The sequence below is a fragment of the Pseudomonas sp. 8(2025) genome (assembly GCF_052665325.1).
Map to the genome: position 1 here is coordinate 336211 of NZ_JBQOIE010000001.1, position 24708 is coordinate 360918.

22 protein-coding genes and 1 pseudogene are annotated in these 24708 nt (G+C 63.3%); 17 read left to right on the forward strand and 6 right to left on the reverse strand.

Going from position 1 to position 24708, the window contains the following annotated elements:
- Position 1 precedes the first annotated feature (1 nt).
- From dadA to ACUXVH_RS01625, 6 genes are all read left to right on the forward strand, one after another.
- A complete protein-coding gene (gene dadA / locus ACUXVH_RS01600; RefSeq protein ID WP_011064209.1) occupies positions 2-1303 on the forward strand; it encodes a D-amino acid dehydrogenase in 1302 nt (433 codons plus the stop codon).
- The gene (locus ACUXVH_RS01605; protein ID WP_011064208.1) at positions 1275-1628 is read left to right on the forward strand and encodes a RidA family protein; all 354 of its coding nucleotides are present in this window, start codon (positions 1275-1277) and stop codon (positions 1626-1628) included. Before dadA ends, ACUXVH_RS01605 begins: the two co-directional genes overlap by 29 nt.
- A 91-nt stretch (positions 1629-1719) precedes the next feature.
- Positions 1720-2793, forward strand: coding sequence for an alanine racemase (alr, locus tag ACUXVH_RS01610; protein ID WP_015637463.1), 1074 nt, complete (start codon positions 1720-1722; stop codon positions 2791-2793).
- A gap of 131 nt (positions 2794-2924) precedes the next feature.
- Positions 2925-3473, forward strand: a complete 549-nt coding sequence (locus ACUXVH_RS01615) for a cupin domain-containing protein (protein ID WP_015637462.1) — start codon at positions 2925-2927, stop codon at positions 3471-3473.
- 182 nt (positions 3474-3655) lie between these two features.
- On the forward strand, positions 3656-4072 hold the full coding sequence (locus tag ACUXVH_RS01620; protein ID WP_011064205.1) for a c-type cytochrome: 417 nt from the start codon (positions 3656-3658) through the stop codon (positions 4070-4072).
- Between the two features lie 137 nt (positions 4073-4209).
- Positions 4210-6138, forward strand: coding sequence for an acetyl-CoA hydrolase/transferase C-terminal domain-containing protein (locus ACUXVH_RS01625; RefSeq protein WP_065365036.1), 1929 nt, complete (start codon positions 4210-4212; stop codon positions 6136-6138).
- Positions 6139-6246: 108 nt separating this feature from the next.
- Here ACUXVH_RS01625 and ACUXVH_RS01630 read toward each other — a convergent pair whose 3' ends face one another.
- Together ACUXVH_RS01630 and rep are read right to left on the reverse strand one after the other, a co-directional pair.
- Positions 6247-6819, reverse strand: a complete 573-nt coding sequence (locus ACUXVH_RS01630) for a xanthine phosphoribosyltransferase (RefSeq protein WP_011064203.1) — start codon at positions 6817-6819, stop codon at positions 6247-6249.
- A 56-nt stretch (positions 6820-6875) separates the two neighbouring features.
- Complete coding sequence (gene rep, locus ACUXVH_RS01635) at positions 6876-8885, reverse strand: DNA helicase Rep (protein WP_011064202.1); 2010 nt, start codon at positions 8883-8885, stop codon at positions 6876-6878.
- Between the two features lie 268 nt (positions 8886-9153).
- Here rep and ACUXVH_RS01640 point away from each other — a divergent pair, with 268 nt between their 5' ends.
- Complete coding sequence (locus ACUXVH_RS01640; protein ID WP_011064201.1) at positions 9154-10827, forward strand: putative bifunctional diguanylate cyclase/phosphodiesterase; 1674 nt, start codon at positions 9154-9156, stop codon at positions 10825-10827.
- 18 nt (positions 10828-10845) lie between these two features.
- On the opposite strand, the gene ACUXVH_RS01645 is transcribed toward ACUXVH_RS01640, so the two are convergent.
- Positions 10846-12252, reverse strand: a complete 1407-nt coding sequence (locus tag ACUXVH_RS01645) for a NorM family multidrug efflux MATE transporter (RefSeq protein ID WP_011064200.1) — start codon at positions 12250-12252, stop codon at positions 10846-10848.
- A 150-nt stretch (positions 12253-12402) separates the two neighbouring features.
- On the opposite strand from ACUXVH_RS01645, the gene ACUXVH_RS01650 reads away from it, so the two are divergent.
- From ACUXVH_RS01650 to ACUXVH_RS01665, 4 genes and pseudogenes are all read left to right on the forward strand, one after another.
- A complete protein-coding gene (locus ACUXVH_RS01650) occupies positions 12403-13323 on the forward strand; it encodes a LysR substrate-binding domain-containing protein (RefSeq protein WP_011064199.1) in 921 nt (306 codons plus the stop codon).
- Between the two features lie 192 nt (positions 13324-13515).
- Positions 13516-14637, forward strand: a pseudogene (locus ACUXVH_RS01655) (Cache 3/Cache 2 fusion domain-containing protein); the annotation flags it as partial.
- A gap of 132 nt (positions 14638-14769) precedes the next feature.
- Positions 14770-15492: a methyl-accepting chemotaxis protein gene (locus tag ACUXVH_RS01660; protein WP_370505725.1), complete on the forward strand. Its 723-nt coding sequence runs from the start codon at positions 14770-14772 to the stop codon at positions 15490-15492.
- Between the two features lie 119 nt (positions 15493-15611).
- Positions 15612-16580 carry a Ca2+-dependent phosphoinositide-specific phospholipase C gene (locus ACUXVH_RS01665; RefSeq protein ID WP_015637460.1) on the forward strand — a complete coding sequence of 323 codons (969 nt, stop codon included), beginning with the start codon at positions 15612-15614 and terminating at the stop codon, positions 16578-16580.
- 3 nt (positions 16581-16583) lie between these two features.
- Here ACUXVH_RS01665 and ACUXVH_RS01670 read toward each other — a convergent pair whose 3' ends face one another.
- Complete coding sequence (locus tag ACUXVH_RS01670; protein ID WP_170866332.1) at positions 16584-17510, reverse strand: ABC transporter six-transmembrane domain-containing protein; 927 nt, start codon at positions 17508-17510, stop codon at positions 16584-16586.
- Positions 17511-17623: 113 nt separating this feature from the next.
- On the opposite strand from ACUXVH_RS01670, the gene ACUXVH_RS01675 reads away from it, so the two are divergent.
- Together ACUXVH_RS01675 and ACUXVH_RS01680 are read left to right on the forward strand one after the other, a co-directional pair.
- Positions 17624-18202: a TetR/AcrR family transcriptional regulator gene (locus tag ACUXVH_RS01675; RefSeq protein ID WP_015637458.1), complete on the forward strand. Its 579-nt coding sequence runs from the start codon at positions 17624-17626 to the stop codon at positions 18200-18202.
- Positions 18203-18314: 112 nt separating this feature from the next.
- Positions 18315-19529, forward strand: coding sequence for an aldose 1-epimerase family protein (locus tag ACUXVH_RS01680; RefSeq protein ID WP_065365038.1), 1215 nt, complete (start codon positions 18315-18317; stop codon positions 19527-19529).
- Positions 19530-19533: 4 nt separating this feature from the next.
- Here ACUXVH_RS01680 and ACUXVH_RS01685 read toward each other — a convergent pair whose 3' ends face one another.
- The gene (locus tag ACUXVH_RS01685) at positions 19534-21027 is read right to left on the reverse strand and encodes a YifB family Mg chelatase-like AAA ATPase (protein ID WP_065365039.1); all 1494 of its coding nucleotides are present in this window, start codon (positions 21025-21027) and stop codon (positions 19534-19536) included.
- A 186-nt stretch (positions 21028-21213) separates the two neighbouring features.
- Entirely contained in the window at positions 21214-21474 is a 261-nt protein-coding gene (locus ACUXVH_RS01690; protein ID WP_011064192.1) for an accessory factor UbiK family protein, read from the reverse strand.
- A gap of 416 nt (positions 21475-21890) precedes the next feature.
- Here ACUXVH_RS01690 and glnK point away from each other — a divergent pair, with 416 nt between their 5' ends.
- The 4 genes from glnK (at position 21891) to sutA (ending at position 24662) form a co-directional block, all read left to right on the forward strand.
- Positions 21891-22229: a P-II family nitrogen regulator gene (glnK, locus tag ACUXVH_RS01695; protein WP_002555808.1), complete on the forward strand. Its 339-nt coding sequence runs from the start codon at positions 21891-21893 to the stop codon at positions 22227-22229.
- Between the two features lie 33 nt (positions 22230-22262).
- Positions 22263-23600 (forward strand): ammonium transporter, encoded by a 1338-nt coding sequence (locus ACUXVH_RS01700; RefSeq protein WP_011064191.1) that lies wholly within the window; start codon positions 22263-22265, stop codon positions 23598-23600.
- Positions 23601-23810: 210 nt separating this feature from the next.
- Positions 23811-24236, forward strand: coding sequence for a secondary thiamine-phosphate synthase enzyme YjbQ (locus tag ACUXVH_RS01705; protein WP_011064190.1), 426 nt, complete (start codon positions 23811-23813; stop codon positions 24234-24236).
- A gap of 102 nt (positions 24237-24338) precedes the next feature.
- Positions 24339-24662 (forward strand): transcriptional regulator SutA, encoded by a 324-nt coding sequence (gene sutA / locus ACUXVH_RS01710; RefSeq protein ID WP_007926654.1) that lies wholly within the window; start codon positions 24339-24341, stop codon positions 24660-24662.
- Positions 24663-24708: the final 46 nt, after the last annotated feature.

Below are 24708 nucleotides of genomic sequence, written 5' to 3' on the forward strand. Positions count from 1 at the left end.
AATGCGCGTTCTGGTCTTGGGCAGTGGCGTTATCGGAACCACCAGTGCCTATTATCTGGCTCGAGCCGGATTTGAAGTGACCGTAGTGGACCGTCAGCCGGCCGCCGCCATGGAAACCAGCTTCGCCAACGCCGGCCAGGTCTCGCCTGGCTATGCGTCGCCCTGGGCCGCTCCGGGTGTACCGCTCAAAGCCATCAAATGGCTGCTGCAGCGCCACGCGCCACTGGCGATCAAGGCCACGGCCGACATCGACCAGTACCTGTGGATGGCGCAGATGCTGCGCAACTGCACCGCCAGCCGCTATGCGGTGAACAAGGAGCGCATGGTGCGCCTGTCCGAATACAGCCGTGACTGCCTCGACGAACTGCGTGCGGAAACCGGCATTGCCTACGAAGGCCGCAGCCTGGGCACTACCCAGCTGTTCCGCACCCAGGCGCAGCTGGACGGTGCGGCGAAAGACATCGCCGTGCTCAAGGAATCCGGCGTGCCGTTCGAACTGCTGGACCGCGAAGGCATCGCCCGGGTCGAGCCGGCCCTGGCCAACGTCACTGACATCCTCGCCGGTGCCCTGCGCCTGCCCAACGACCAGACTGGCGACTGCCAGATCTTCACCACGCGCCTGGCGGAAATGGCCAGCAAGCTGGGTGTGGAGTTCCGCTTCGGCCAGGACATCCAGCGCATCGACTTTGCCGGTGACCGGATCAACGGCGTGTGGATCGACGGCAAGCTGGAAACCGCCGACCGCTACGTGCTGGCCCTGGGCAGCTACTCGCCGCAATTGCTCAAGCCGCTGGGCATCAAGGCGCCGGTGTACCCGCTCAAGGGTTACTCCCTGACCGTGCCGATCACCAACCCGGCCATGGCCCCGACTTCCACCATCCTCGACGAAACCTACAAGGTCGCGATCACCCGTTTCGACAACCGGATCCGGGTCGGCGGCATGGCTGAGATAGCCGGTTTTGACCTCTCGCTCAATCCGCGCCGGCGTGAAACGCTGGAGATGATCGTCAACGATCTCTATCCTCAGGGCGGCGACCTGTCCCAGGCCAGTTTCTGGACCGGGCTGCGTCCTACCACCCCGGATGGCACGCCGATTGTGGGCGCCACACCGTTCCGCAACCTGTTCTTGAACACTGGCCACGGTACGCTCGGCTGGACCATGGCTTGCGGTTCCGGTCGCCTGCTGGCGGACCTGATGGCCAAGAAAAAGCCGCAGATCAGCGCCGAAGGCCTCGATATTTCCCGTTACGGTAACCCTCAGGAGTCAGCTAAACATGTCAATCCAGCGCCAGCTCACCAATGAGCGCATGAGCCAGATTGTTGTCCACGGCGGTACGGTGTATCTGTCCGGGCAAGTCGGCGATGACATGCAGGCCGGGATCGAACAGCAGACCCGCGAGACCCTGGCCAACATCGAACGCCTGCTGGACCTGGCCGGTACCGACAAGAGCAAGCTGCTGTCGGTGACCATCTACCTGAAGGACATCGATGCCCACTTCGCTGGCATGAACAGTGTCTGGGACCAGTGGCTGCCAAAAGGCGTGGCGCCGGCCCGGGCCACGGTCGAAGCCAAGCTGTGCGAACCGGAAATCCTGGTCGAGCTGTCCGTAGTGGCCGCTCTGCCTTAAGCGACAAGATCCCTCTCCCGGTGCCGGTGGCGGCTCGCCGTTATCCAGCACCGGTTTTTTATTCCCCATGACCGCCTAGAAGTCTGCCGCCATGCGCCCTGCCCGTGCCCTGATCGATCTCCAAGCCCTGCGTCACAACTACCAACTGGCCCGTGAAACCTCGGGAGTTCGTGCTCTCGCGGTGATCAAGGCCGATGCCTACGGCCATGGCGCGGTGCGCTGCGCCCAGGCACTGGAAGGCGAGGCCGACGGTTTCGCCGTGGCCTGCATCGAAGAAGCCCTGGAGCTGCGCGCCGCGGGCATTCGTGCGCCGGTGCTGCTGCTGGAAGGTTTTTTCGAAGCATCCGAGCTGGCGCTGATCGTCGAGCATGATTTCTGGTGTGTGGTGCATTCGCTGTGGCAACTCGAAGCCATCGAGCAGGCGGCCGTGGCCAAGCCACTGACGGTCTGGCTCAAGCTGGATTCGGGCATGCACCGGGTCGGCCTGCATCCCAAGGATTACCAGGCGGCGTATCAGCGCCTGCAGGCCAGCGGCAAGGTCGAGAAGATCGTGCTGATGAGCCACTTTGCCCGCGCCGATGAACTGGACTGCCCGCGTAGCAGCGAGCAGGTGGCGGTATTCGAAGCGGCTCGCCAGGGCCTCGGAGCGGAAATCAGCCTGCGCAATTCGCCGGCGGTCATGGGCTGGCCCAGCGTACCCAGCGATTGGGTGCGCCCGGGCATCATGCTCTACGGTTCGACGCCGTTCGAAGAAAACAACTCGGTGGCCGCGCGCTTGCAGCCGGTAATGACCCTGGAGTCCAAGGTGATCTGCGTGCGTGAACTGCCGGCCGGCGAGCCGGTGGGCTACGGCGCCAGGTTCATCACAGACAGGCCAATGCGCATCGGCGTGGTGGCCATGGGGTATGCCGACGGTTATCCGCGCCATGCGCCTACTGGTACGCCGGTACTGGTGGCCGGCCAGCGCAGCCGCCTGCTGGGCCGGGTGTCCATGGACATGCTGTGTGTCGACCTGACGGACGTGCCCCAGGCCGGCCTTGGTTCGACCGTGGAGTTGTGGGGCAAGAACATCCTCGCCAGCGATGTTGCGCAGGCCGCCGATACCATCCCTTATCAGCTGTTCTGCAACCTGCGCCGGGTACCGTTGGTGTACTGCGAAGGCTGAGATTCCGTGGGCTGTACCGAAAGTCGCCTTCCCGGGGGGAATCGGGAGCAAGTGTTGTAAATACTGAACGCTGTCGCCATGATAACGCTCAATTACAACAACGCCTGATTCCCGCCTAGGAGGCTGCCGCATTGGACGTCGGTGAACGACTGCAATCCATCCGTAAACTGAAAGGTCTTTCCCAGCGTGAACTCGCCAAGCGTGCGGGCGTCACCAATAGCACCATTTCAATGATCGAAAAGAACAGCGTCAGCCCCTCGATCAGCTCGCTGCGCAAGGTGCTGGGCGGCATTCCCATGTCCATGGTGGAGTTCTTTTCCGAGGAAATTCTCCAGGAAACGCCTTCTCAGATCGTCTACAAGGCCCACGAACTGATCGACATCTCCGATGGTGCGGTGACCATGAAGCTGGTGGGCCGGGCTCATCCGAGCCGCGCCATTGCCTTCCTCAACGAGATCTACCCGCCGGGTGCCGATACCGGTGAAGAGATGCTCACCCACGACGGCGAGGAAACCGGGATTCTCCTCGAGGGGCGCCTGGAACTGGTGGTAGGGCTTGAAACATTTGTCCTCGAAGCCGGCGACAGCTACTACTTTGAGAGTACGAAGCCGCACCGTTTCCGTAATCCGTTCGATGTTCCGGCGCGACTAATCAGCGCAGCCACTCCGGCGAACTTCTAGATCAAGAGGCGTCCTGCAAGGCTTGCAGAGAGGCCCCCAGCGACATTTTGCCGCGAATAAGACCCCTTCGACTTTGGGGTTGTTTCAGTGTGGCGGGCTAACCGTTATACTTTCGCCCGCCTGCGAAACCGTGGCCGCAGGCGTGACTAGCCACCATTGAGGGTGTACGCGTGAACCTAATTATGAAAATGCTGGCCGCACCAGCAACCGTATTGGCCCTTTGGGCAGTCAGCGCTCAAGCTGCGACTAATGATGATATTGCCAAGCGTCTTGAGCCTGTCGGCCAGGTCTGCGTCCAGGGGCAGGAGTGCAAGGGTATGGAAGTGGCCGCCTCTGCGGGCGGTGGCGGTGGCGCGAAATCCCCGGATGACGTGATCGCCAAGCACTGCAACGCTTGCCACGGCACCGGCCTGTTGGGCGCACCGAAAATCGGTGACACCGCAGCCTGGAAAGAGCGCGCCGATCACCAGGGCGGCCTCGACGGCATCCTGGCCAAGGCCATCACCGGGATCAACGCAATGCCGCCTAAAGGCACCTGTGCCGATTGCTCCGATGACGAGCTCAAAGGTGCAATCCAGAAGATGTCCGGCCTGAAATAAGCCGCCATCTTCAGCGAAAAAGCCGCTTACGAGCGGCTTTTTTGTGGGCGTAATTTGCCCCCGTGTACTGGTCAATGCAGCAAACTCCCGGCAAGCTCGGTCCAACCTCAATTCATGGACGGTCCCCGGAGGGTCAGATGCTGCAATCCTGTTCTATCGAGCATGCGGTGGATGAAGTGCTCGCGCGTTTGCCGCAACACATTCACATGGGCATGCCCCTGGGGCTGGGTAAACCCAATCGTTTCGCCAATGCCCTGTACCGGCGCATCGCCGGGATGCCGGAACGCCAGCTGACCATCTACACCGCTTTGAGCCTGGGCCGGCCGGCCCTGGGCGACGGTTTGCAGAAGCGCTTTCTCGAACCCTTCGTCGAACGGGTATTCGGTGACTACCCGGAGCTGGATTTTCTCGCTGACCTGCATCGCGACAGCCTGCCGGCGAACATTCGCGTCGAGCAGTTCTTCATGCAGCCCGGCAGCCTCCTGCACAGTGCCCCGGCGCAGCAGGACTACGTCAGCAGCAACTACAGCCACGCCGCCCGGGACATCAACGCAGCCGGTCTGAACCTGGTGGCGCAACTGCTGGCCAGGGACCCGCAAGACCCAGGACGCCTGAGCCTGAGCTGCAACCCGGACATCACCCTCGACATGTTGCCGATGATTGCCAAGCGCCGGGCGCAGGGGGAAACCATCTTGATCCTCGGCCAGGTCCACAGCGACCTGCCCTATATGCCGGGTGACTCGGAAATCGATGCCGCGGACCTCGACCTGCTGATCGACGAGGAGGAGCGCAGTACGTTGTTCTCCACGCCGAACATGCCCGTGGGTATCCAGGACCATTGCATAGGCCTGCACGCCAGCACCTTGGTGCGCGACGGCGGCACCCTGCAGATCGGCATTGGCTCCATGGGCGATGCGCTGACCGCGGCCTTGCTCGCACGGCAGGCGGACAACGAGGGCTACCGCGCACTGCTGGCAGACCTGCAGGTGGATTACTGGCAGCCGCTGATCGATCGCGAAGGGGGTGTCGAGCCCTTTGCCCAAGGGCTCTACGGCTGCAGCGAAATGTTCGTCAACGGCCTGCTGGCCCTGGCCGACGCGGGCATCGTGCGGCGCAAGGTGTACCCGACCGTGGCGCTGCAAGAGCAAGCCAATGCCGGCACCCTGGATCCGGATTCGGCTGTCGGCGGGGTCTCGATCCATGGCGGTTTCTTCCTTGGCCCGCGCAGCTTCTATCAGCGCCTGCGGGAGCTGCCCAAGAGCAGGCTGGCGCAGTTCAACATGACCGCCATCAGCTACATCAACGAGCTGTATGGCCATGAGGAGCTCAAGCGTCTGCAACGCCGGGATGCGCGCTTTATCAACAGCGCCTTCACCATGACCCTGATGGGTGCGGCGGTGTCCGACCAGTTGCAGGGCGGGCGCGTGCTGAGCGGGGTGGGCGGGCAATACAACTTCGTCGCCCAGGGCCATGCCCTGGCGGATGCCCGCTCGGTGCTGATCCTGCGCAGCTGGCGCGAGTCGGCGGGGGAGGTGAGTTCCAACATTGTCTGGGAATACGGCCACTGCACCATCCCCCGGCACCTGCGGGACATCGTGATCACCGAGTACGGCATCGCCGATCTGCGGGGCAAGACGGACGCCAAGGTGATCGAGGCGTTGCTCAATATCAGCGATTCACGCTTCCAGGCCGGATTGATCGAGCAGGCACAGAAAGCCGGCAAGCTGGCGAAGGACTTTCGTCTGGAGCCGCGTTTTGCCGACAACAGCCCACAGCGTTTGCAGAACATTCAGGCGCGTCATCGCCACCTGTTCCCGGAGTATCCGCTGGGCAGTGATTTCAGCGCCCAGGAGCGCGACCTGCTGCGGGCGCTGAACTGGCTCAAGAGCAAGTTCAAGCTCAGCGAGATCCTCGAGCTGGGCAAGGCGGCACTCGACGCACCGGAGCCCGCGGCGTTTGCCGAGCACTTGGAGCGCATGGGGCTGGAGAAACCCGAAGGCCTGCGTGAAGACCTGTACCAGCGGTTCCTGCTGGCGGGTCTGCAGGCCACGGCCCCCACCATGTAGTAGGAGACGGCTTGCCGGCGAATGGGCCTTGAAGTCTTGCGCTGCTCTCAAGGGCGTCTTCGCTGGCAAGCCAGTTCCTACACAAGTCTGTTGCTCTGGCGGGCGGGGTTACTCGATGAAGGTGACCACGCCGCCGGCCAGGGATTTGACCCGGGCCAGGGATTCCACGCGGTAGCCCTGGGAGTCCAGTTCGGCACGGCCGCCCTGGAACGACTTCTCGATGACGATGCCCAGGCCGGCCACGGTGGCGCCGGCCTGCTTGATGATCGAGATCAGTGCCTGGGACGCCTTACCGTTGGCCAGGAAGTCGTCGATGATCAGCACGCGGTCGCTGCTGGTCAGGTGCCGCGGGGAAATGGCGACGGTGCTTTCCACCTGCTTGGTGAAGGAGTACACGGTGGCCGACAGCAGGTTCTCGGTCAGGGTCAGGGACTGGTGCTTGCGGGCGAAGATCACCGGCACGCCCAGGTTCAGACCGGTCATGATCGCCGGGGCTATCCCTGAGGCTTCGATGGTGACGATCTTGGTGATGCCCGAATCCTTGAACAGCGTGGCGAATTCGTCGCCGATCAACTTCATCAACTGCGGGTCGATCTGATGGTTCAGAAAGGCGTCGACCTTCAGTACTTGATCGGAAAGCACGATGCCTTCTTCGCGAATTTTCTTGTGCAGTGCTTCCACGGAGCTTCCTCTACTGGCCACGTCTGGGCCAAAGGTCTGTTAAAAAATAGTCGATTTTAACGCTTTAACATCGCGCGTATATCCGCCAAGGCGCTATTGCCGCGAACGGCCTTCACTTCGGTCGGGGTGTCGTCGTTGCCTTCCCAGGCCAGATCGTCCGGGGGCAGCTCATCGAGGAAACGGCTCGGCGCGCAGTCGATGATTTCACCGTACTGCTTGCGCTTGGCTGCAAAGGTAAAGGCCAGGGTCTGACGCGCGCGGGTAATGCCCACATAGGCCAGGCGCCGTTCTTCCTCGATGGTATCGGCTTCGATACTGGAGCGGTGCGGGAGGATTTCCTCTTCCATGCCCATGATGAACACGTAGGGAAATTCCAGACCCTTGGAGGCATGCAAGGTCATCATCTGCACGCCCTCGGCGCCGTCTTCCTCTTCCTGCTGACGTTCCAGCATGTCGCGCAGGACCAGCTTGCCGATGGCGTCTTCGACGGTCATCTCGCCGTCTTCGTCTTTTTCCAGGGTGTTCTTCAAGGCCTCGATCAGGAACCAGACGTTACCCATCCGGTAGTCCGCCGCCTTGTCGCTGGAGCTGTTGGTGCGCAGCCAGTTCTCGTAGTCGATGTCCATGACCATGCTGCGCAGGGCGGAAATCGGGTCTTCGCCGGCGCACTGTTCGCGGACCCGGTCCATGAAGCGCTTGAAGCGCGCGAGGCGGTCGGTGAAACGGCTGTCCAGATGTTCGCCCAGGCCGATTTCGTCGGTGGCGGCGTACATCGAGATCTTGCGTTCGGTGGCGTAGTTGCCGAGTTTTTCCAGGGTCGTGGAACCGATTTCCCGGCGCGGCACGTTGATCACCCGGAGGAAGGCGTTGTCGTCATCCGGGTTCACGATCAGGCGGAAGTAGGCCATCAGATCCTTTACTTCCTGGCGTCCGAAGAAGCTGTTACCGCCGGACAGGCGATAGGGCACCTGGTGGTGCTGCAGCTTCAGTTCGATCAGCTTGGCCTGGTAGTTACCCCGGTAAAGAATGGCGAAGTCGCTGTAGGGGCGGTCGGTGCGCAGGTGCAGGCTGAGGATTTCCATGGCCACCCGTTCGGCCTCGGCATCTTCGTTGCGGCAGCGGATCACGCGGATCTCGTCGCCGTGGCCCATCTCGCTCCACAGCTGCTTTTCGAATTCGTGGGGGTTGTTGGAGATCAGCACGTTGGCGCAGCGCAGGATACGGCTGGTGGAGCGGTAGTTCTGCTCCAGCATCACCACTTTCAGGGACGGGTAGTCGTCCTTGAGCAGCATCAGGTTTTCCGGGCGTGCGCCGCGCCAGGCGTAGATCGACTGGTCATCGTCGCCCACCACGGTGAACTGGTTGCGCTTGCCGATCAGCATCTTCACCAGCAGGTACTGGCTGGCGTTGGTGTCCTGGTATTCGTCCACCAGCAGGTAGCGCACCTTGTTCTGCCATTTCTCCAGGATGTCGGCGTGCTCTTCGAACAGCTTCACCGGCAGCAGGATCAGGTCGTCGAAGTCCACTGCGTTGAACGCCTTGAGCGTGCGCTGGTAGTGGGTGTAGACGATGGCGGCGGTCTGTTCCTTGGGGTTGCGGGCGTTTTCCAGGGCCTCGGCGGGCAGGATCAGGTCGTTCTTCCACGAGCCGATCATGTTCTTGATCTCGTCGACGCCGTCGTCCCCGGAATACTCCTTCTGCATGATGTCGGTCATCAGGGCCTTGACGTCAGTCTCGTCAAAGATCGAGAAGCCCGGCTTGTAGCCCAGCCGCACATGCTCCTTGCGGATGATGTTCAGGCCCAGGTTGTGGAAGGTCGAGACCGTCAGGCCACGGCCTTCGCCACTGCGCAGCAGGGTGCCGACCCGCTCCTTCATTTCCCGCGCGGCCTTGTTGGTAAAGGTCATGGCGACAATGTACTGGGCGCGGATGCCGCAATTCTGGATCAGGTGCGCGATCTTGCGGGTGATCACGCTGGTCTTGCCGGAGCCTGCGCCGGCGAGCACCAAAAGAGGGCCGCCGACATAGTTCACGGCTTCTTGCTGCCGGGGATTGAGTCGGGACATGACGGTAAAAAGGGATCGGTTACGAAAAGGGCGGGCATTTTAACAGGCTGGACGGATTCTGCTGCCTCTGTCCGACTTGTGACGCACAACGCGATCTAAATTTGCCGGTTTTGATACTTTCCCTCAGGATGCGCGCTGAATATGCGTCTAATGTTCGAGTTAGAGCGGTACAAGAAATTGCGTATGATAATCAATATCAATTGTTATTGTTTATTTGCGCGCCATAATGCCCGCCGCCAACTTAATTTGCAGAGTCTAGGGAGCTAGCTTGTCTAAGCCTGTCGAACCCTTGCGTTTGCTGCTACTGGCTGAAGAGCCGGTGTGGACAGCGTTGTTGCGCGAGTGTGTCGCTCCGTTGGGAGACTCGGTGGTATTGATCAGTGCTCCCAGCTGGGAGTCTGTCAGCCGTTTGTTTGAAGACGACCGCAACGCGGTCCTGTTGACCCTTCCTCATTTGCAGCCCGGCCCCGGGCGTTGCAGCCTGCCCACCGTGTTGCTGCTGGACCAGGAACCGCCCGTAGCCCCTGTAGGCGTCAGCGACTGGCTGGTGAGTTCCTGCCTGAGTACCGATGCCCTGCGCCGTTGCCTGCGCCATGTACGTGAGCGCGGCCTGCTGGAAAACACCCTGCAGCGCCTGGCAGAGCAGGACCCCCTGACCGGCATCGCCAACCGCCAGGGGTTCCAGACCTTGCTGGCCGCGCGCCTGGCGGAAAACGAAGGCCGTGGCCTGGCCCTGGGCCATCTCGACCTGGACAATTTCCGCCACGCCAACGACGCCCTAGGCCACCAGGCCGGCGACCGGCTGATCCTGCAGGTGGTCTCGCGCCTGAAAAGCCAGCTTGAGGCCGGCGATCAACTGGCCCGCCTGGGCAGCGATGAGTTTGCCTTGCTCATCGACACCCGCCGCGCCCCACAGCGGGCCGAGTGGATGGCCGAGCGCATCACCGAAGCCATGGCCGAGCCCTATTGGGTCGATGGCGAAAGCCTGTTGATCGGCTGCAGCCTGGGGATTGCCCATGCCCGGGCCAATGCCGGTGCCGACCCGCTGATGTGGCATGCACACATCGCCATGCAACAGGCCAAGAGCACCCAGGGCTGCACCTTTCATATCTTCAACGAGCGGATCAATCGCAACGCTCGCAGCCTGGCCGACCTGGAAAGCGAACTGCGCCGGGCCCTGCGCCGCGACGAACTGGAGCTGCACTACCAGCCCCGGCTGAACCTGCATGACGGCAAGATCGTGGGCCTTGAAGCCCTGGTGCGCTGGCGCCATGGCGAGCGCGGCCTGTTGCCGCCCAGCGAGTTCGTGCCCCTGGCCGAGCAGAGCGGGCTGATCGTGCCCCTGGGCTACTGGGTGATTTCCCGAGCCCTGCGGGACATGCAGGCCCTGCGCGAACGCGGCCTGCCGCCGTTGCACATGGCGGTGAACCTGTCGTTCCGCCAGTTCCAGGACAGCCAACTGCTCTCGACCCTGAGCCGCCTGATTGCCGAGCGCGGAGTCGAGGCCCAGTGGCTGGAATTCGAATTGACCGAGACCGCAGTGATGCGCCGCAGTGACCTGGTGAAGCAGACCATGGATGCCCTGGGGCGCCTGGGAGTGCGTTTCTCCCTGGACGATTTCGGTACCGGCTTCTCTTCCTTCGTCCACCTCAACAGCCTGCCCATTACCCTGCTCAAGGTGGACAAGAGCTTTGTCGGCGGCATGGAGCAGCGCGAAGAGAACCGCAAGCTGGTCCACGCCATGATCAACCTGGCCCATAACCTGAACCTGAATGTGGTGGCCGAAGGCGTGGAGACGGCGGAACAGCTGGCCTTGCTGCGGGGCTTTGGTTGCGACCAGGCCCAGGGCTATCTGATCAGCAAGCCGCTGCCCCTGGCGGAACTGATGGACTATCTGACCTTCGGCAGCAGCCAGCAGGCGCTGCAGGAAGGGACGGTTTAAACCGACGCCGGTTCGGGCTCAATCCGCCTGGCCGGCCTGGAGAGTCATGGCCGGCACGGGCGGCTCACGCCGGATCATGCGGCGCATTCGCCACTCGAATGCCAGGGTCAGGCTGATGGCCGCACACGCCAGCCCCAGGGCCAGGCCCCACCAGACACCGGTCGGCCCCCAGCCCAGGGTGAAGGCCATCAGCCAGGCTGAAGGTGCGCCAATCAGCCAGTAGCAGCCCAGACCCACCAGGAAGGTAGTCTTGGCATCCTTGAGGCCCCGGATCGCGCCCATGGCGATGGTCTGGGTGCCGTCGAACAGCTCGAACCAGGCGGCCACCGCCAGCAGGCTCACGGCCAGCCGGATCACCTCGGCGAAGGCCGGGTCGTTGTGGTCGAGGAACAGCCCGATCAGTTGGTTGGGCAGCAGCCAGAAGATCATGGCGAACCCCAGCATCGCCACCGCGCCAAAGGCGATGCCCACGCGCCCGGCCAATCGTGCATCGAGCAATTGCCCGGCGCCGTAATGCTGGCCGATGCGCATGGTGATGGCGTAGGAAATCCCCGCCGGCACCATGAACGCCACCGAGACGATCTGCAGGGCGATCTGGTGCGCTGCCAGTTGCGTGCTGCCCATGGTGCCCATGCACAGGGCGGCGAAGGCAAACAGCCCGACTTCCACCGCGTAGGTGCCGCCGATGGGCAGGCCCAGGCGCCACAGTTCCCGCAGGTAATGGGTGTTCAGCCGGGACAGGCCCTGGCGCAGCGGGTAGGCGGCGTAGGCCGGGTGGCGCTTGATGTGCCAGGCCAGGGCCACGGCCATGCAGTTGGCGACGATGGCGGTCACCAGGCCAATGCCCACCAGGCCGAGTTTCGGCAGGCCGAACATGCCGGTGATCAGCGCGTAGTTGAGGAGGAAGTTGGCCACGGTGCCGCCCAGGCTGATGACCATCACCGGCGTGGCCCGGCCGATGGCGCTGGTGAAGCCGCGCAGGGCCATGAAACTCAGGTAGCCGGGCAGGGCGAACGGCAGGATCAGCAGGAACTGGCCGGCGGCGTGGACGTTGCTTTCGGTCTGGCCGAACAGCAACAGCAGCGGCTTGAGGTTCCACAGCAGCAGGCCGGCCACCAGGGCCATCAGCCAGGCCAGCCAGAGCCCGGCCTGGGTCAGGCGCGCGGCGCCCTCGATGTCGCCAGCGCCCTGGCGGATCGCTACCAGCGTGCCCACCGCGGCAATCACGCCGATGCAGAAGATTGATACGAAGGAGTAGCTGGCCGCACCCAGGCCGCCGCCGGCCAGGGCCTCGGGGCTCAGGCGGGCCATCATCAGGGTGTCGGTGAGGACCATCAGCATGTGCGCCAGCTGCGAGGCGATCAGCGGCCCCGCCAGCCGCAGGATGGCCCAGAGTTCGGTACGTGCTGGATGCTGCATGGTCATCAGGCTCGATCAGGGGAAAGTCCGGGAGAGCGCTGATTCTCGGCGCTCTTGGCCCATAGCACAAAGGGATAAAAACGATTGCTGGCATGATTAAAACTCATGCGAAGCACTTTCTGGTAGCGTGGCCCTGTCACGTTCTGGAGTGCCTGCATGTCCCGTCGTCTTCCTCCGCTGTATGCCCTGCGCGCCTTCGAGGCAGCGGCCCGGCACAGCTCGTTCACCCGGGCAGCCGAAGAGCTGTCGATCACCCAGAGCGCGGTCAGCCGGCATATCCGGACCCTGGAGGATCACTTCGCTTGCCGGCTGTTCCAGCGCAGCGGGCGCAACTTGCAACTGACCGAGGCGGCGCGCTTGCTGCTGCCGGGGATACGCGAGGGCTTCGGTGCCCTGGAACGGGCCTGCAATACCCTGCGTGCCGAAGATGACATCTTGCGCATGAAGGCGCCCTCGACCCTGACCATGCGCTGGCTGTTGGCGCGGCTCAGCCGCTTCCGCCATTTGCAGCCGGGCAATGAGGTGCAGCTCACCAGTGCCTGGATGGACGTGGACTCGGTGGACTTCAACCAGGAGCCCTTCGACTGCGCGGTGCTGCTGAGCAACGGTCACTTCCCCCCGGACTGGGAGGCCAGCTACCTGTTTCCCGAACTGCTGATTCCGGTGGGCGCGCCGAACCTGCTCAATGATCAGCCCTGGGACGTGGCGCGGCTGGCCGCCACCGAGCTGTTGCACCCGACCCCGGACCGCCGCGACTGGCGCAGTTGGCTGGAGCACATGGGCCTGACCGACCAGGTGTCCCTCAAGGGCGGGCAGGTGTTCGACACCCTGGAGCTGGGGATGATTGCCGCTGCGCGGGGTTATGGCGTGTCCATGGGGGACTTGCTGATGGTGGCCGAGGATGTGGCCCAGGGTCGCTTGAGCCTGCCCTGGCCGACAGCGGTGGCCAGTGGCCTGAACTACTATCTGGTGTGGCCCAGGACTCGGCCCGGAGGCGAGCGTTTGCGGCGCCTCAGCGACTTCCTTCAGGGCGAGGTCCAGGCCATGCAACTGCCCGCCGTAGAGCGCCTGGGCTGAAACGTTGCAGTACCCGGCTGGCGGGGCGTGCAAATATCCCTGCAAAGCGCTCAAGTATTGGCTCGTGCCGCCGAATCCATGGGTTATGGAACCAGCGTTCAGGAAGGTCCTAACTGATTAAAAATCTTAGAATTATGACTGCCGAGGGTGCTGACCGATCAGGATGATCCGCCTTCTCGGCAAGGAGCCATCATGTCCCAACCCCGTGCCCGCATAGCCTCTCAGCTAGGGCTCGCCCTTGCCTTGATACTCGCCCTGGTGATCAGCGGCAGCACCCTGTTCGCCTTGCGTTCGCTGGACTCGGCGAACCTCGACACCCGAGAGGAACACCTGGCCAGTGAAGCCCGTCTGCTGGCCGATCAGCTCAACACGTTCCACGGCAGCCTGCGCGAGAGCACCCAGCGCCTCAGCGGCCTGTTTGAAAACCGCTTCAGCAGCGGCCTGAGCCTGCATCCGGAACAACCGGTGAGCGTGGCCGGGGTGCAGACCCCGGGATTGCACCTGGGGGATGTGGTGCTGAACAACAACTTCGCCGAAGTCGACCAGTTCAAGCAGATGACCGCCGGTGTGGCGACCTTGTTCGTGCGCAGTGGCGATGACTTCGTGCGGGTCAGTACCTCCCTGAGCAAGCAGGATGGCAGCCGTGCCATCGGCACCTTGCTCGACCATGCCCACCCGGCCTATCAGAAACTCATGGCGGGCCAGGGTTATGTGGGCCGGGCCTTGCTCTTCGAACGCTTCTACATGACCCAGTACACCCCGGTGCTGGACCGCAGCGGCAAGGTCATCGCGGTGCTGTTTGTCGGCTTCGATTACACCGATGCGCAAAATGCCCAGTTCGCCAACCTCAAGCGCTTCCGCATCGGCCAGAGCGGCTCCCTGGCCCTGCTCGACGAGCAGAACAAGTGGCTGGTGCCACCGGCCGGCGTGCAGGCGCCGGAGCAGGCGGCGCAGGTCATGGCGCAAGCGGCCAAGGAGCCGGGCAAGGGGCGTTTCTGGAGTGATCAGGGCGAAGACTTCTACAGCCTGGCAGTGCCGTTCGAGGGGGGCCCCTGGTCGGTGGTGGCGAGCATGCCCAAGGCAGAGATCCGCGCGGTGACCTGGAGCGTTGGTATTCGGCTGGTGATCGGCAGCCTGCTGGCCATGCTGCTGGCGGTGGGCGCTACGGTCTGGCTGCTGCGCAGCAAGCTGGCACCGCTGAGCGACCTGGTGCGCCAGGCCCAGGCCCTGGGCGGCGGTGACCTGAGCGCACGGCTGAACGTTGCCAGCCATGACGAAATCGGCCAGTTGGCCCGCAGCTTCAACCAGATGGGCGAAGCCCTGTCGACCATGGTCGAGCACATCCGCCGCTCTGCCGCCGAGGTCAATGGCCGGGCCCAGGTGCTGTCCGGCTTGTCCAGCGGTGCATATGAAGGCATGGAGCAGCAGTCCGGCGAGATCACCAGCATGGCCGGGGCGGTGGAGGAGTTCAGCGCCACCTCGCTGAACATCGCCGACAACATGGGCAGTACCCAGCGCCTGGCCCAGGAAAACGCCCAGCAGACCCATATTGGCCGCACCTCCATGCAAGAGGCCTCGTCTTCCCTGGAACAGATCGCCGGAGCCCTCAACAGCACGGCCACGGTGATCAACACCCTGGGCCAGCGCTCCCAGGAGATCGGCGGAATTGTCGGAGTGATCACCGCGATTGCCGACCAGACCAACCTGCTGGCCCTGAATGCCGCTATCGAGGCCGCCCGGGCCGGTGAGCAGGGCCGCGGTTTTGCCGTGGTGGCGGATGAGGTACGCAACCTGGCCTCGCGTACCCGTGAAGCCACGGATGAAATTTCCCAGATGATCACCAGCATCCAGCAGGAAACCGGCCACGCCATCCAGACCATGGAGCAGGGCAACCGCCTGATGCAGGAAGGCCTGTCGCGCAACGCCGACGTGGCCTCGGCCCTGGCCCTGATCGACGAGCAGAGCCGCAGCGCCGGCGAGCAGTTTGCCGCCATCACCACCGCGACCCAGGAGCAGAGCAGCACCGCCACGGTACTCAGCAGCAATCTGCAGAGCATTGCCCAGGCCAACAGCGAGCAGCGTGAAGTGGTGTCCAACCTGGCGGTCACTGCTCGTGAGCTGGAAACCCTGGCCGCGGACCTGCGCCAGGAAGTCGATCGCTTCCGCTGACGGCTGCCGCCTCGCCCCTCAATCCGGGTTGGGGGGCGAAAGTTGCAATGAGGCCTGATTCGACTAAAACAGATGAGCAGTGGTTTGCCCCAAGGACCTCCCTTTCAGCAGGAGCTGGCATGACTCATCTTTCCCGTTTCGTCCCCCGCGCCCTGGCGCTGTCGGCACTCTTGCTCAGCCCGGCGGCGTTCAGCCAGGAAAGCCCGGCGTTCATCGCCCCGGCTACCTGGAATACCCCGTTCAACGGCATCGCCCAGGTGGCCTGTCACAACTGCTACGAGAAGCAATACGCAAGCACCTTCAGCAGCGTGCTCGACAGTGTGCGCACCCTGGAACTGGACTTCTGGGACCAGCGCGATGCGGTGACCGGCGGCTCGCCCCGGCACTGGTTCGTGCGGCACAACCCCGGCACCCTGTTCCAGTCCGGCAACGACAACAATTGCACGGGCGATGGCACCGGCAAGAACGATCTCGAAGCCTGCCTCAACGACGTCAAGAACTGGAGCGACAACCACCCCGGGCACTTTCCCATCACGGTGATCCTCGACAAGAAGCAGGGCTGGTCGAAGGAAAGCTCGGGGCGCACGCCCAAGGATTTCGATGAGCTGGTGACCCGGGTCTTCCAGGGCAAGCTCTATACCCCCCAGGACCTGGCCACGCACATCGGCAGCAGCGCGGGCGCCTTGCAGGGCAACCTCAAGGGCAAGTCCTGGCCCACCGCCAGCCAGCTTCAGGGCAAGGTCCTGCTGGTGCTCAACCACTCGGAAAACCAGAAGCTCTCGCAGTACGCCGAGGCCCGGACTTCCAGCGCCAAGGTGTTCATCTCGCCGGTGACCAATGGCCAGAACGATGTCAGCGGCAAGGTCAGTGGCATGTCCGGCCAGTCGTCCGGCTACGTGGCCATGAACAACATGTCCAAGGGCGACAAGAAGTGGGCGGCCCAGGCCTTTGCCTACAGCCATGTGGGCCGGGTCTGGGGCGATGACGGGGTGTCGTTCGCCCAGCACATCAGCGAGAAGGTCAACCTCTCGGCCTACTACAAGTTCGCCGAGCAGAACGCCGGCGGCTATCGCATCCGGCCGTTCTGAGCTTCACCGGGGTTCGGTCGGTTCACCGAGCCCCGGGTCCACGCGCTTGCCGATGTCCCGCAGGCGCGCCAGCTGATCGACCATGGTCGGTGCTTCATCGACGCTGCTGACAAAGGTCCACAGGTAGGTCATCACCGCATACACATGGCCGGCCTTGATCTCGGGCGACAGCGCCAACTGGCTGATGGCAATGACGAACAGCACCGCTGCCACAGCGCCAAGGAACAGATAGGCCGCGGCTTCCCGATCCGAGAGCCCGATGCGCAGCCGCGACAGCAGGCGATAGTGACGCTGCAGCGAGACCGCGCCGACCCTGGCCACCAGGCCGATTTCCTTTTCCAGCCGGTTATTCAGGCGTTCGTGCAGTTGCTGGTTGCGCCGGGCAAAACGTGGCAGCAGGGTCATGCACAGCAATAGCGCCGTGAGGCAGGCGAGGCCGATCCAGGGTTCGATCACCAGCAGCATCACTGCCGCCCCGACGATCGACACCAGGGCCGTGGCGATGGTCGGCACGTGCTTTTCGAAGAAGTCGACGAACTCCCGGGCCAGCACCACCCGCGCCGCGGCGGTGGAGGTGTCCTGCTGTTGCAGGCGCTGGTTGAGAATCACCGGCACCGCCAGGTCCGCGTAGATGCGGGTGAAGGTACGGGTGTCCACCGCACGCCGCGCCGCACCCACTACCCAGAAGCCCAGCACCACCAGGGCATAGATCAGCGCATGGGCAGCGTCGCCCCGCAGGATCGAATCCACGGCGAAGCCGGCGAACAGCGGGTAGGCCAGCAGCAGGGCGTTTTCCAGGGCCACCAGGGACAAGGTGACGAACAGCTTGCCCGGATAGGCCCGGGCAATGGCCTTGAGGGTCTGGCTGGCGGTCTGCTGGCCGATTTTCTGGGTTGGATCCACGACGATGAGTGGGGTGACGGCGGACATGAGTGCACCACAAGAGTGATAACGGTTAATATTGAGCGACTGCTCAATTATCTTTGAGCGAACGCTCAAAATGCAAGCGCCGTCCATCCTGGCGCCAAGAGGCCTGATTGCACATGTCGCGTAACGACCGTAAAGACCAGATCATCCAGGCGGCCCTGGAATTATTCCGCAGCAAGGGTTTCGCCGAGGTTTCCACCCGTGACCTGGCCGAGCATGCGGGGCTGTCTCGCAGCCACGTCTATCACTACTTCAGTGACTGGAAGGGGCTGCGCCGCGAAGCCTTCGTGCGGTTTGCCGATGACCAGCTGGAGGCGGTGGGCCAGCCCCTGCGCGGTGCCGCGCCCATGGACGCCTTGCTGGGGTTTCTCCGTGACTGCCTGCCCGATTCCGCCGAAGCCGGCTGGGCGCTGTGGCTCGATGCCTGGGACGAAGCCATGCATGACGCCGAGCTGGCGCAGGCCTACCTGAGGATCAACGGCCAGTGGCGGGACATGCTGGCGGCGATCATTGCCGATGGGGTCCGCACGGGGGTATTCCGCTGCGCCAGCCCCGAGCGCGCGGCAAGGCAACTGTTCGCCCAGACCATGGGTTACGCCGATGACCTGTTGCTGCGGGCTTCCCCCGAAGCTGCCCAGGCGGCGTTGCAGGAAGTCATGGAAGTGGCTGGCCTGCTGCTGGGATTCGAGGGCTGACAGGAAACGGCCAGTGGAGTGGAGTTTGTCCGGCTAATTGGGATTTTTGGCCTTGCTGAAACGATTCTTCAGGGCTATAAAAACCGCACAACTCCAAAAAAGGCACTCCTGCATGACTCCGCTGAAACTGCTGGTCACCCTTGGCGCGCTGGCCGCCACCCCCCACGCCATGGCCTGGGACTATGTATTGCTCGATACCGACAAGGCTCCCCGCAACCTGCACCTGACCAGTGAACAGTTGGGGGTCAAGACCGAGCGGCCGTTTTCCGTGACCCTGCGCACCCTGCATGGCGGACGCCAGGAGGGGGTGAGCATCGTCGACATCGACAACGGCGTGATGCAGCTCTCGGTGGTGCCGACCCGGGGCATGAACGTGCTGCAGGCTTCGGTGGGCGATGTGCGCCTGGGCTGGGATTCGCCGGTCAAGGAGGTGGTCAACCCGGCCTTCATCGAGCTTAACGGCCGCGGCGGCCTGGGCTGGCTGGAGGGCTTCAACGAACTGGTGGCCCGCTGTGGCTATGAGTGGGTCGGGCACCCGGGCCTGGACAATGGCGAGCTGCTGACCCTGCACGGCCGCGCGGCCAACATCCCGGCGAGCAAGGTCACTCTGCACATCGACGAGCAACCGCCGTATGCCATTCACCTGCGGGGCGAGCTCAAGGAACAGGCGTTCAAGAAGGTGGATTTCAGTGTCGCCACCGAACTGGTGACCGAACCCGGCAGCACCCGGTTTGCGCTCAACGACACCCTGACCAACAACGGCGACTACCCCAAGGAATACCAGGCGCTCTACCACAGTAACTTCAGCACGCCGTTCCTGGAGCAGGGGGCGAAGTTCGCCGCGCCGGTGAAGCAGGTTTCGCCGTTCAATGACAAGGCCCGGGCCGACCTGGCGGACTGGCAGACCTATCGCGGCCCGACCCGCGACTACGACGAAACCGTGTACAACCTCGTGCCCTACGCCGACGCTCAGGGCGAGACCCTGGCGGTGTTGCACAACAAGGCCGGGAGCCTGGGTGTTTCCCTGGGCTTCAACACTCGACAACTGCCGGTGTTTTCCCTGTGGAAAAACACCGACACCCAGGGCCAGGGTTATGTGACGGGTTTGGAACCGGGCACCAGCTTTTCCTACAACCGCCGTTACCAGCGCCCGTTGAACCTAGTGCCGAGCATTGGCGCCAAGGAGCAGCGGCAATTCCAGATTCGCTACAGCCTGTTGGCCGATAAAGTCGCGGTGGATAAAGCCCTGAGCCGTGTCAGCCAGATCCAGGATGGGCGTCAGACCGAAGTGCGGCCAACACCCTTGGTAGACCTGTCCCGGGAATGAACCTTCAATCGGCGCTGGGCCGGTAATGCAGGGCTTCGGCCAGGTGCTCGCGGCTGATTCGCGCGGCCTGTTCCAGGTCCGCCAGGGTACGCGCCACCTTGAGCAAACGGTGAGCGGCCCGCAACGACAGGCCCAGGCGTTCGCAGGCCGCTTCCAGCCAGCGCTCGTCGGTTGTGGATAATTTGCAGTGGCGACGCAGGCCGGGCAGGTCGAGAAAGGCGTTGGCGCTGCCCTGGCGCTCGCGTTGCAGCTCGCGAGCCCCGGCTACCCTGGTGGCGGCTGCGGCGCTGTCATTGCCCGGTTGCGGCTCCGGGTTGAGGGCGGTGGCTTCGCGGGCCACGGTCAGGTGCAGGTCGATGCGATCCAGCAGCGGCCCGGATAACTTGTTGCGATAGCGCTGGATCTGCTCCGGTGTGCAACGGCAGCGTCCGCTGGGCTCGCCAAGATATCCACAGGGGCAGGGGTTCATCGCCGCCACCAATTGGAAGCGTGCCGGGAACTGCACCCGGTCCCGGGCTCGGGCAATGACGATCTGCCCGGACTCCATGGGCTCGCGCAGCACTTCCAGGACCTTGCGGTCGAACTCCGGCAGTTCATCGAGAAACAGCACGCCGTGATGGGCCAGGGTGATTTCCCCGGGCTGGGGTTTCGAGCCGCCTCCGACCAGTGCCGCACCCGAAGCCGAATGGTGGGGCTGGCGAAACGGCCGCTGTGGCCAGTAGCGCAGGGGCTTGTGGCTGGCCACCGACTGGATCGCCGCGACTTCCAGGGCTTCATCTTCCTGCAGCGGTGGCAGCAGGCCGGGCAAGCGGCTGGCCAACAGGGTCTTGCCGGTGCCTGGCGGGCCGCTGAACAACAGGTTGTGGGCGCCCGCCGCGGCGATCAGCAGGGCGCGCTTGGCGGCGAGCTGGCCTTGCACTTCGCTGAGATCGGGGTAGGGGAAGTGGCTCTGCACCAGGCCGTCGCTGACATAGGGCGCAATCGGCGCGTGGCCGTTGAAATGGGCAACGGCCTCCAGCAGATGATCCACCGCGATCACCTTTAGGCCGCTGGCCAGGCAGGCTTCTTCGGCATTGGCCCGGGGCACCAGCAGGGTATGCCCGGCGTCGCGTGCCGCCAGTGCGGCGGGCAGTACGCCGCGTACCGGGCGCACCGCGCCGGAGAGCGCCAGCTCCCCCAGGCATTCGATGTTGTCCAGGGCCAGGGCCGGCACCTGCACGCTGGCGGCAAGGATGCCCAGGGCGATGGCCAGATCGAAGCGCCCGCCGTCCTTGGGCAGGTCCGCCGGCGCCAGGTTGAGGGTGATGCGCCGGGCCGGAAAGTTGAACCCGGCATTGAGGATTGCACTGCGCACCCGGTCCTTGCTTTCCTTGACCGCGGCTTCCGGCAGGCCCACCAGGGTCAGGCTCGGCAAGCCGTTGGCCAGGTGCACTTCAACACTGACAGCCGGAGCCTGGACGCCGACCTGGGCACGGCTGTGGATGATTGCCAGGGACATGGGGAGAGCTTCCTTGCGACAGCGGGAATCGCGTCCTGCGGTGCTGCAAGGATAGATGAGGGGGCTGGCCAGAGGAGCGCCCGAATGGGCACAGGATATGTCGTCGGTGCGCGAGCCTTCGCCGGCAAGCCAGTTCCTACAGGACAGGTCTGTAGGAGCCGGCCTGCCGGCGAACTCGGATTCAGATCATTGCGCTGCCGGGTTCAGCCGGGCTTCCAGCTCCGCCACCTTGGCTTCGAGGCTTTCCAGGCGCGCGCGAGTGCGGGCCAGGACCACCATCTGGCTGTCGAATTCTTCCCGGCTGACCAGGTCCAGCTTGCTGAAGCCGCTTTGTAGCAGGGCCTTGAGCTGGCTTTCGATTTCATTGCGGGGCAGGGGTGTTTCACCGCTGAGCAACCGCGAGGCGTGGCCGCTCAGGGCGTCGAGAAGGTCTTTGGGCGCGAGCATGGGAGAGTCCTGAATTGCAGTCGGCCCGCAGTGTATCACGCAGCAACGACGCTCCAGGTGGCCCCGGGTTGCACGTTTTTCGCGCATCTGGCCGGGCGCCAGCGCACCGTTTTTGTGCGTATCCCGGGTGCCGTTTTCCCGCATTCCCTGCCGGCTCGGGGCAAGGGACTGAAATCACTGATTTTTCCCGAGCTGGCAAGCTTTCTGCTTAGACCCTGGTGACCCATGCACTGATGCAGTCGCTGTGACGAATGCAGTGCGGCAGGCGGAGCGGGGAGTGTTTCGTCAGACAGCGGTTAGCTGGCGTCGGTCGGGCTGAGGAAGGCCGACGGTGCGTTACAAAGCCAGGCACTGCGCTTAGACTTGAGTCGGGTTTGTTTTCCTGGGGCAAGTCCACCAATTCGGGAGAGAGTTTCATGAAGCTAGTCACTGCCATCATCAAGCCGTTCAAGTTGGACGACGTGCGCGAGTCGCTGTCCGAGATCGGCGTGCAGGGCATTACCGTCACTGAAGTCAAAGGCTTCGGCCGGCAGAAGGGTCACACCGAGCTGTATCGCGGTGCGGAGTACGTGGTGGATTTCCTGCCCAAGGTGAAGATCGATGTCGCCATTGACGACAAGGATCTTGACCGGGTTATCGAGGCGATAACCAAGGCCGCCAACACCGGCAAGATCGGTGACGGCAAGATCTTCGTGGTCAATCTGGAACAGGCTATTCGCATCCGTACCGGCGAAACCGATACCGACGCAATCTAAGCCGCCAAACCCAACGCCCCAGGAGAAAACAATATGACTCTGCGTAAATTCGCAGGGCTAGGAGCCCTTTTGTCCCTCGTAATGCCAGGCCTGGCCATGGCGGCAGACGAAGCGGCGGCTCCAGTCCTCAACTCCGGCGATACCGCCTGGATGCTGACCTCCACAGCCCTGGTGCTGTTCATGACCATTCCTGGCCTGGCGCTGTTCTACGGCGGCATGGTGCGGTCGAAAAACATTCTTTCGGTAATGATGCAGTGCTTCGCCATTACCGGCCTGATCACTGTCCTGTGGTTCATCTACGGCTACAGCATGGCGTTCGACACCACCGGGATGGAAGCCGGCGTGGTCAACCTCAATTCCTTTGTGGGCGGCTTCTCCAAGGCCTTCCTGGCGGGCATCACCCCGGCCAGCCTGACCGGCCCGGCTGCGCTGTTCCCTGAAGCGGTGTTCGTCACCTTCCAGATGACCTTCGCCATCATCACTCCAGCGCTGATCGTCGGTGCCTTCGCCGAGCGGATGAAATTCTCCGCCATGCTGATCTTCATGGGCGTGTGGTTCACCCTGGTGTATGCGCCGATCGCCCATATGGTCTGGAGCGGTCCGGGCTCGCTGCTGGGCGACTGGGGCGTGCTGGACTTTGCCGGCGGCACCGTAGTGCACATCAACGCCGGTATCGCGGGCCTGGTGGCCTGCCTGGTGCTGGGCAAGCGCAAGGGTTTCCCAACCACGCCGATGGCGCCACACAACCTGGGTTACACCCTGATGGGCGCAGCCATGCTGTGGATCGGCTGGTTCGGCTTCAACGCCGGTTCCGCCGCTGCCGCCAACGGCACCGCCGGCATGGCCATGCTGGTAACGCAGATCGCGACGGCTGCCGCCGCCCTGGGCTGGATGTTTGCCGAGTGGATCACCCACGGCAAGCCTAGCGCGCTGGGCATCGCTTCGGGTGTGGTCGCAGGCCTGGTGGCAATCACTCCGGCTGCCGGTACCGTTGGCCCGATGGGCGCCCTGATCATCGGTCTGGCGGCCGGTGTGGTGTGCTTCTTCTGCGCCACCAGCCTCAAGCGCAAGCTGGGATATGACGATTCCCTGGACGCCTTTGGCGTGCACGGCATCGGCGGTATTCTCGGTGCGATCCTCACCGGTGTGTTCGCTGCTCCGTCCCTGGGTGGCTTCGGCACCGTGACCGATGTGGCCGCTCAGGTCTGGATCCAGGCCAAGGGCGTGGGTTTCACGGTGATCTACACCGCGATCGTCACCTTCATCATCCTCAAGGTTCTGGACGCGGTCATGGGGCTGCGGGTGAGCGAGGAAGAAGAGGCGGTCGGCCTCGATCTGGCACAGCACAACGAGCGTGGTTACAACCTGTAATCGCGCAAGAAAAAAAAGCCCGGCTCCGGCCGGGCATTTTTTTGCCTGATGTTTGTCATTGAGAAAGGCTGAAAGGATTTTCTGACAAGCATTGGCGTGTTTGCCGTGACGATTTCCGGCAGGGCAAATGCTTACACTAAAGCAGGATTATTCGGCGCTTTGTTTTTTCCCTGAGCGCGCTAGAATGCGCGCCGAAGCGTGGAGATCGGTATGTGGCAACAGACCCTGATTACCCTGCGGGCCAGGCCCCGGGGCTTTCATCTGGTGACGGACGAGTTGCTCGCCGGCCTGCCTGAGTTGAAGGCATGTCGGGTTGGCCTGTTGCATCTGTGGCTGCAACATACCTCGGCCTCGTTGACCATCAACGAGAACGCCGATCCGGCGGTACGGCGTGACTTCGAGCGTTACTTCAACACCCTGGTGCCTCAAGGCATGGCCGGGTACGAACATAACGACGAAGGCGCGGATGACCTGCCGGCGCACTTCAAGGCCAGTTTGCTAGGCTGTCAGCTGACTTTGCCGGTAGCGGCGGGGCGTCTGGCGTTGGGCATCTGGCAAGGCGTTTATCTGGGCGAGCATCGCGATCATGGCGGTGCTCGCAAAGTCCTTGCCACCTTGCACGGTGATAAGGCATAAGCCGCTGAGTATCAGTGGACGTTGATTTTTTTCCAGCGGCCTTCGACAGTCGGCACAGCTGGGCTATAACTAATCTGCTTTTCGCAAGTCATGAGGTAGAACATGAGCGACGATGATCTGGAAAACGACGACCTCGAAGTAGGTGACGAAGACGAAACCGAAGAAGGTCTTGAAGCGGCCGCCGACGATGTGGCGGAAGACGATGGCAGTGATGTTCCTGCTCCAACCGCCAAAGGCAAGGCCAAGGCTGCCGTCTCGGTAGACGAGCTGCCGAGTGTAGAAGCCAAGAACAAGGAGCGTGATGCACTGGCGCGTGCCATGGAAGAGTTCCTGGCCCGTGGCGGCAAAGTGCAGGAAGTCGAGGCCAACGTGGTCGCCGATCCGCCCAAGAAGCCTGATAACAAGTACGGCAGCCGGCCTATCTGAGCCTTGCACCTTGCTTGCTGAAAAAGCCCGCCGTCGCTGCGGGCTT

Excerpts from the sequence above, each read along its gene's own strand:
- sutA (WP_007926654.1), top strand. The coding sequence starts at position 24,339 with ATGAGCGACGATGATCTGGAAAACGACGACCTCGAAGTAGGTGACGAA.
- ACUXVH_RS01675 (WP_015637458.1), top strand. The coding sequence starts at position 17,624 with ATGTCGCGTAACGACCGTAAAGACCAGATCATCCAGGCGGCCCTGGAA.
- ACUXVH_RS01700 (WP_011064191.1), top strand. The coding sequence starts at position 22,263 with ATGACTCTGCGTAAATTCGCAGGGCTAGGAGCCCTTTTGTCCCTCGTA.
- ACUXVH_RS01620 (WP_011064205.1), top strand. The coding sequence starts at position 3,656 with ATGAAAATGCTGGCCGCACCAGCAACCGTATTGGCCCTTTGGGCAGTC.
- ACUXVH_RS01650 (WP_011064199.1), top strand. The coding sequence starts at position 12,403 with ATGTCCCGTCGTCTTCCTCCGCTGTATGCCCTGCGCGCCTTCGAGGCA.
- ACUXVH_RS01670 (WP_170866332.1), bottom strand. The coding sequence starts at position 17,510 with ATGTCCGCCGTCACCCCACTCATCGTCGTGGATCCAACCCAGAAAATC.
- dadA (WP_011064209.1), top strand. The coding sequence starts at position 2 with ATGCGCGTTCTGGTCTTGGGCAGTGGCGTTATCGGAACCACCAGTGCC.
- ACUXVH_RS01625 (WP_065365036.1), top strand. The coding sequence starts at position 4,210 with ATGCTGCAATCCTGTTCTATCGAGCATGCGGTGGATGAAGTGCTCGCG.
- ACUXVH_RS01645 (WP_011064200.1), bottom strand. The coding sequence starts at position 12,252 with ATGACCATGCAGCATCCAGCACGTACCGAACTCTGGGCCATCCTGCGG.
- ACUXVH_RS01665 (WP_015637460.1), top strand. The coding sequence starts at position 15,612 with ATGACTCATCTTTCCCGTTTCGTCCCCCGCGCCCTGGCGCTGTCGGCA.
- ACUXVH_RS01660 (WP_370505725.1), top strand. The coding sequence starts at position 14,770 with ATGGCCGGGGCGGTGGAGGAGTTCAGCGCCACCTCGCTGAACATCGCC.
- ACUXVH_RS01705 (WP_011064190.1), top strand. The coding sequence starts at position 23,811 with ATGTGGCAACAGACCCTGATTACCCTGCGGGCCAGGCCCCGGGGCTTT.
- glnK (WP_002555808.1), top strand. The coding sequence starts at position 21,891 with ATGAAGCTAGTCACTGCCATCATCAAGCCGTTCAAGTTGGACGACGTG.
- ACUXVH_RS01605 (WP_011064208.1), top strand. The coding sequence starts at position 1,275 with ATGTCAATCCAGCGCCAGCTCACCAATGAGCGCATGAGCCAGATTGTT.
- rep (WP_011064202.1), bottom strand. The coding sequence starts at position 8,885 with ATGTCCCGACTCAATCCCCGGCAGCAAGAAGCCGTGAACTATGTCGGC.
- ACUXVH_RS01680 (WP_065365038.1), top strand. The coding sequence starts at position 18,315 with ATGACTCCGCTGAAACTGCTGGTCACCCTTGGCGCGCTGGCCGCCACC.
- ACUXVH_RS01690 (WP_011064192.1), bottom strand. The coding sequence starts at position 21,474 with ATGCTCGCGCCCAAAGACCTTCTCGACGCCCTGAGCGGCCACGCCTCG.
- ACUXVH_RS01685 (WP_065365039.1), bottom strand. The coding sequence starts at position 21,027 with ATGTCCCTGGCAATCATCCACAGCCGTGCCCAGGTCGGCGTCCAGGCT.
- alr (WP_015637463.1), top strand. The coding sequence starts at position 1,720 with ATGCGCCCTGCCCGTGCCCTGATCGATCTCCAAGCCCTGCGTCACAAC.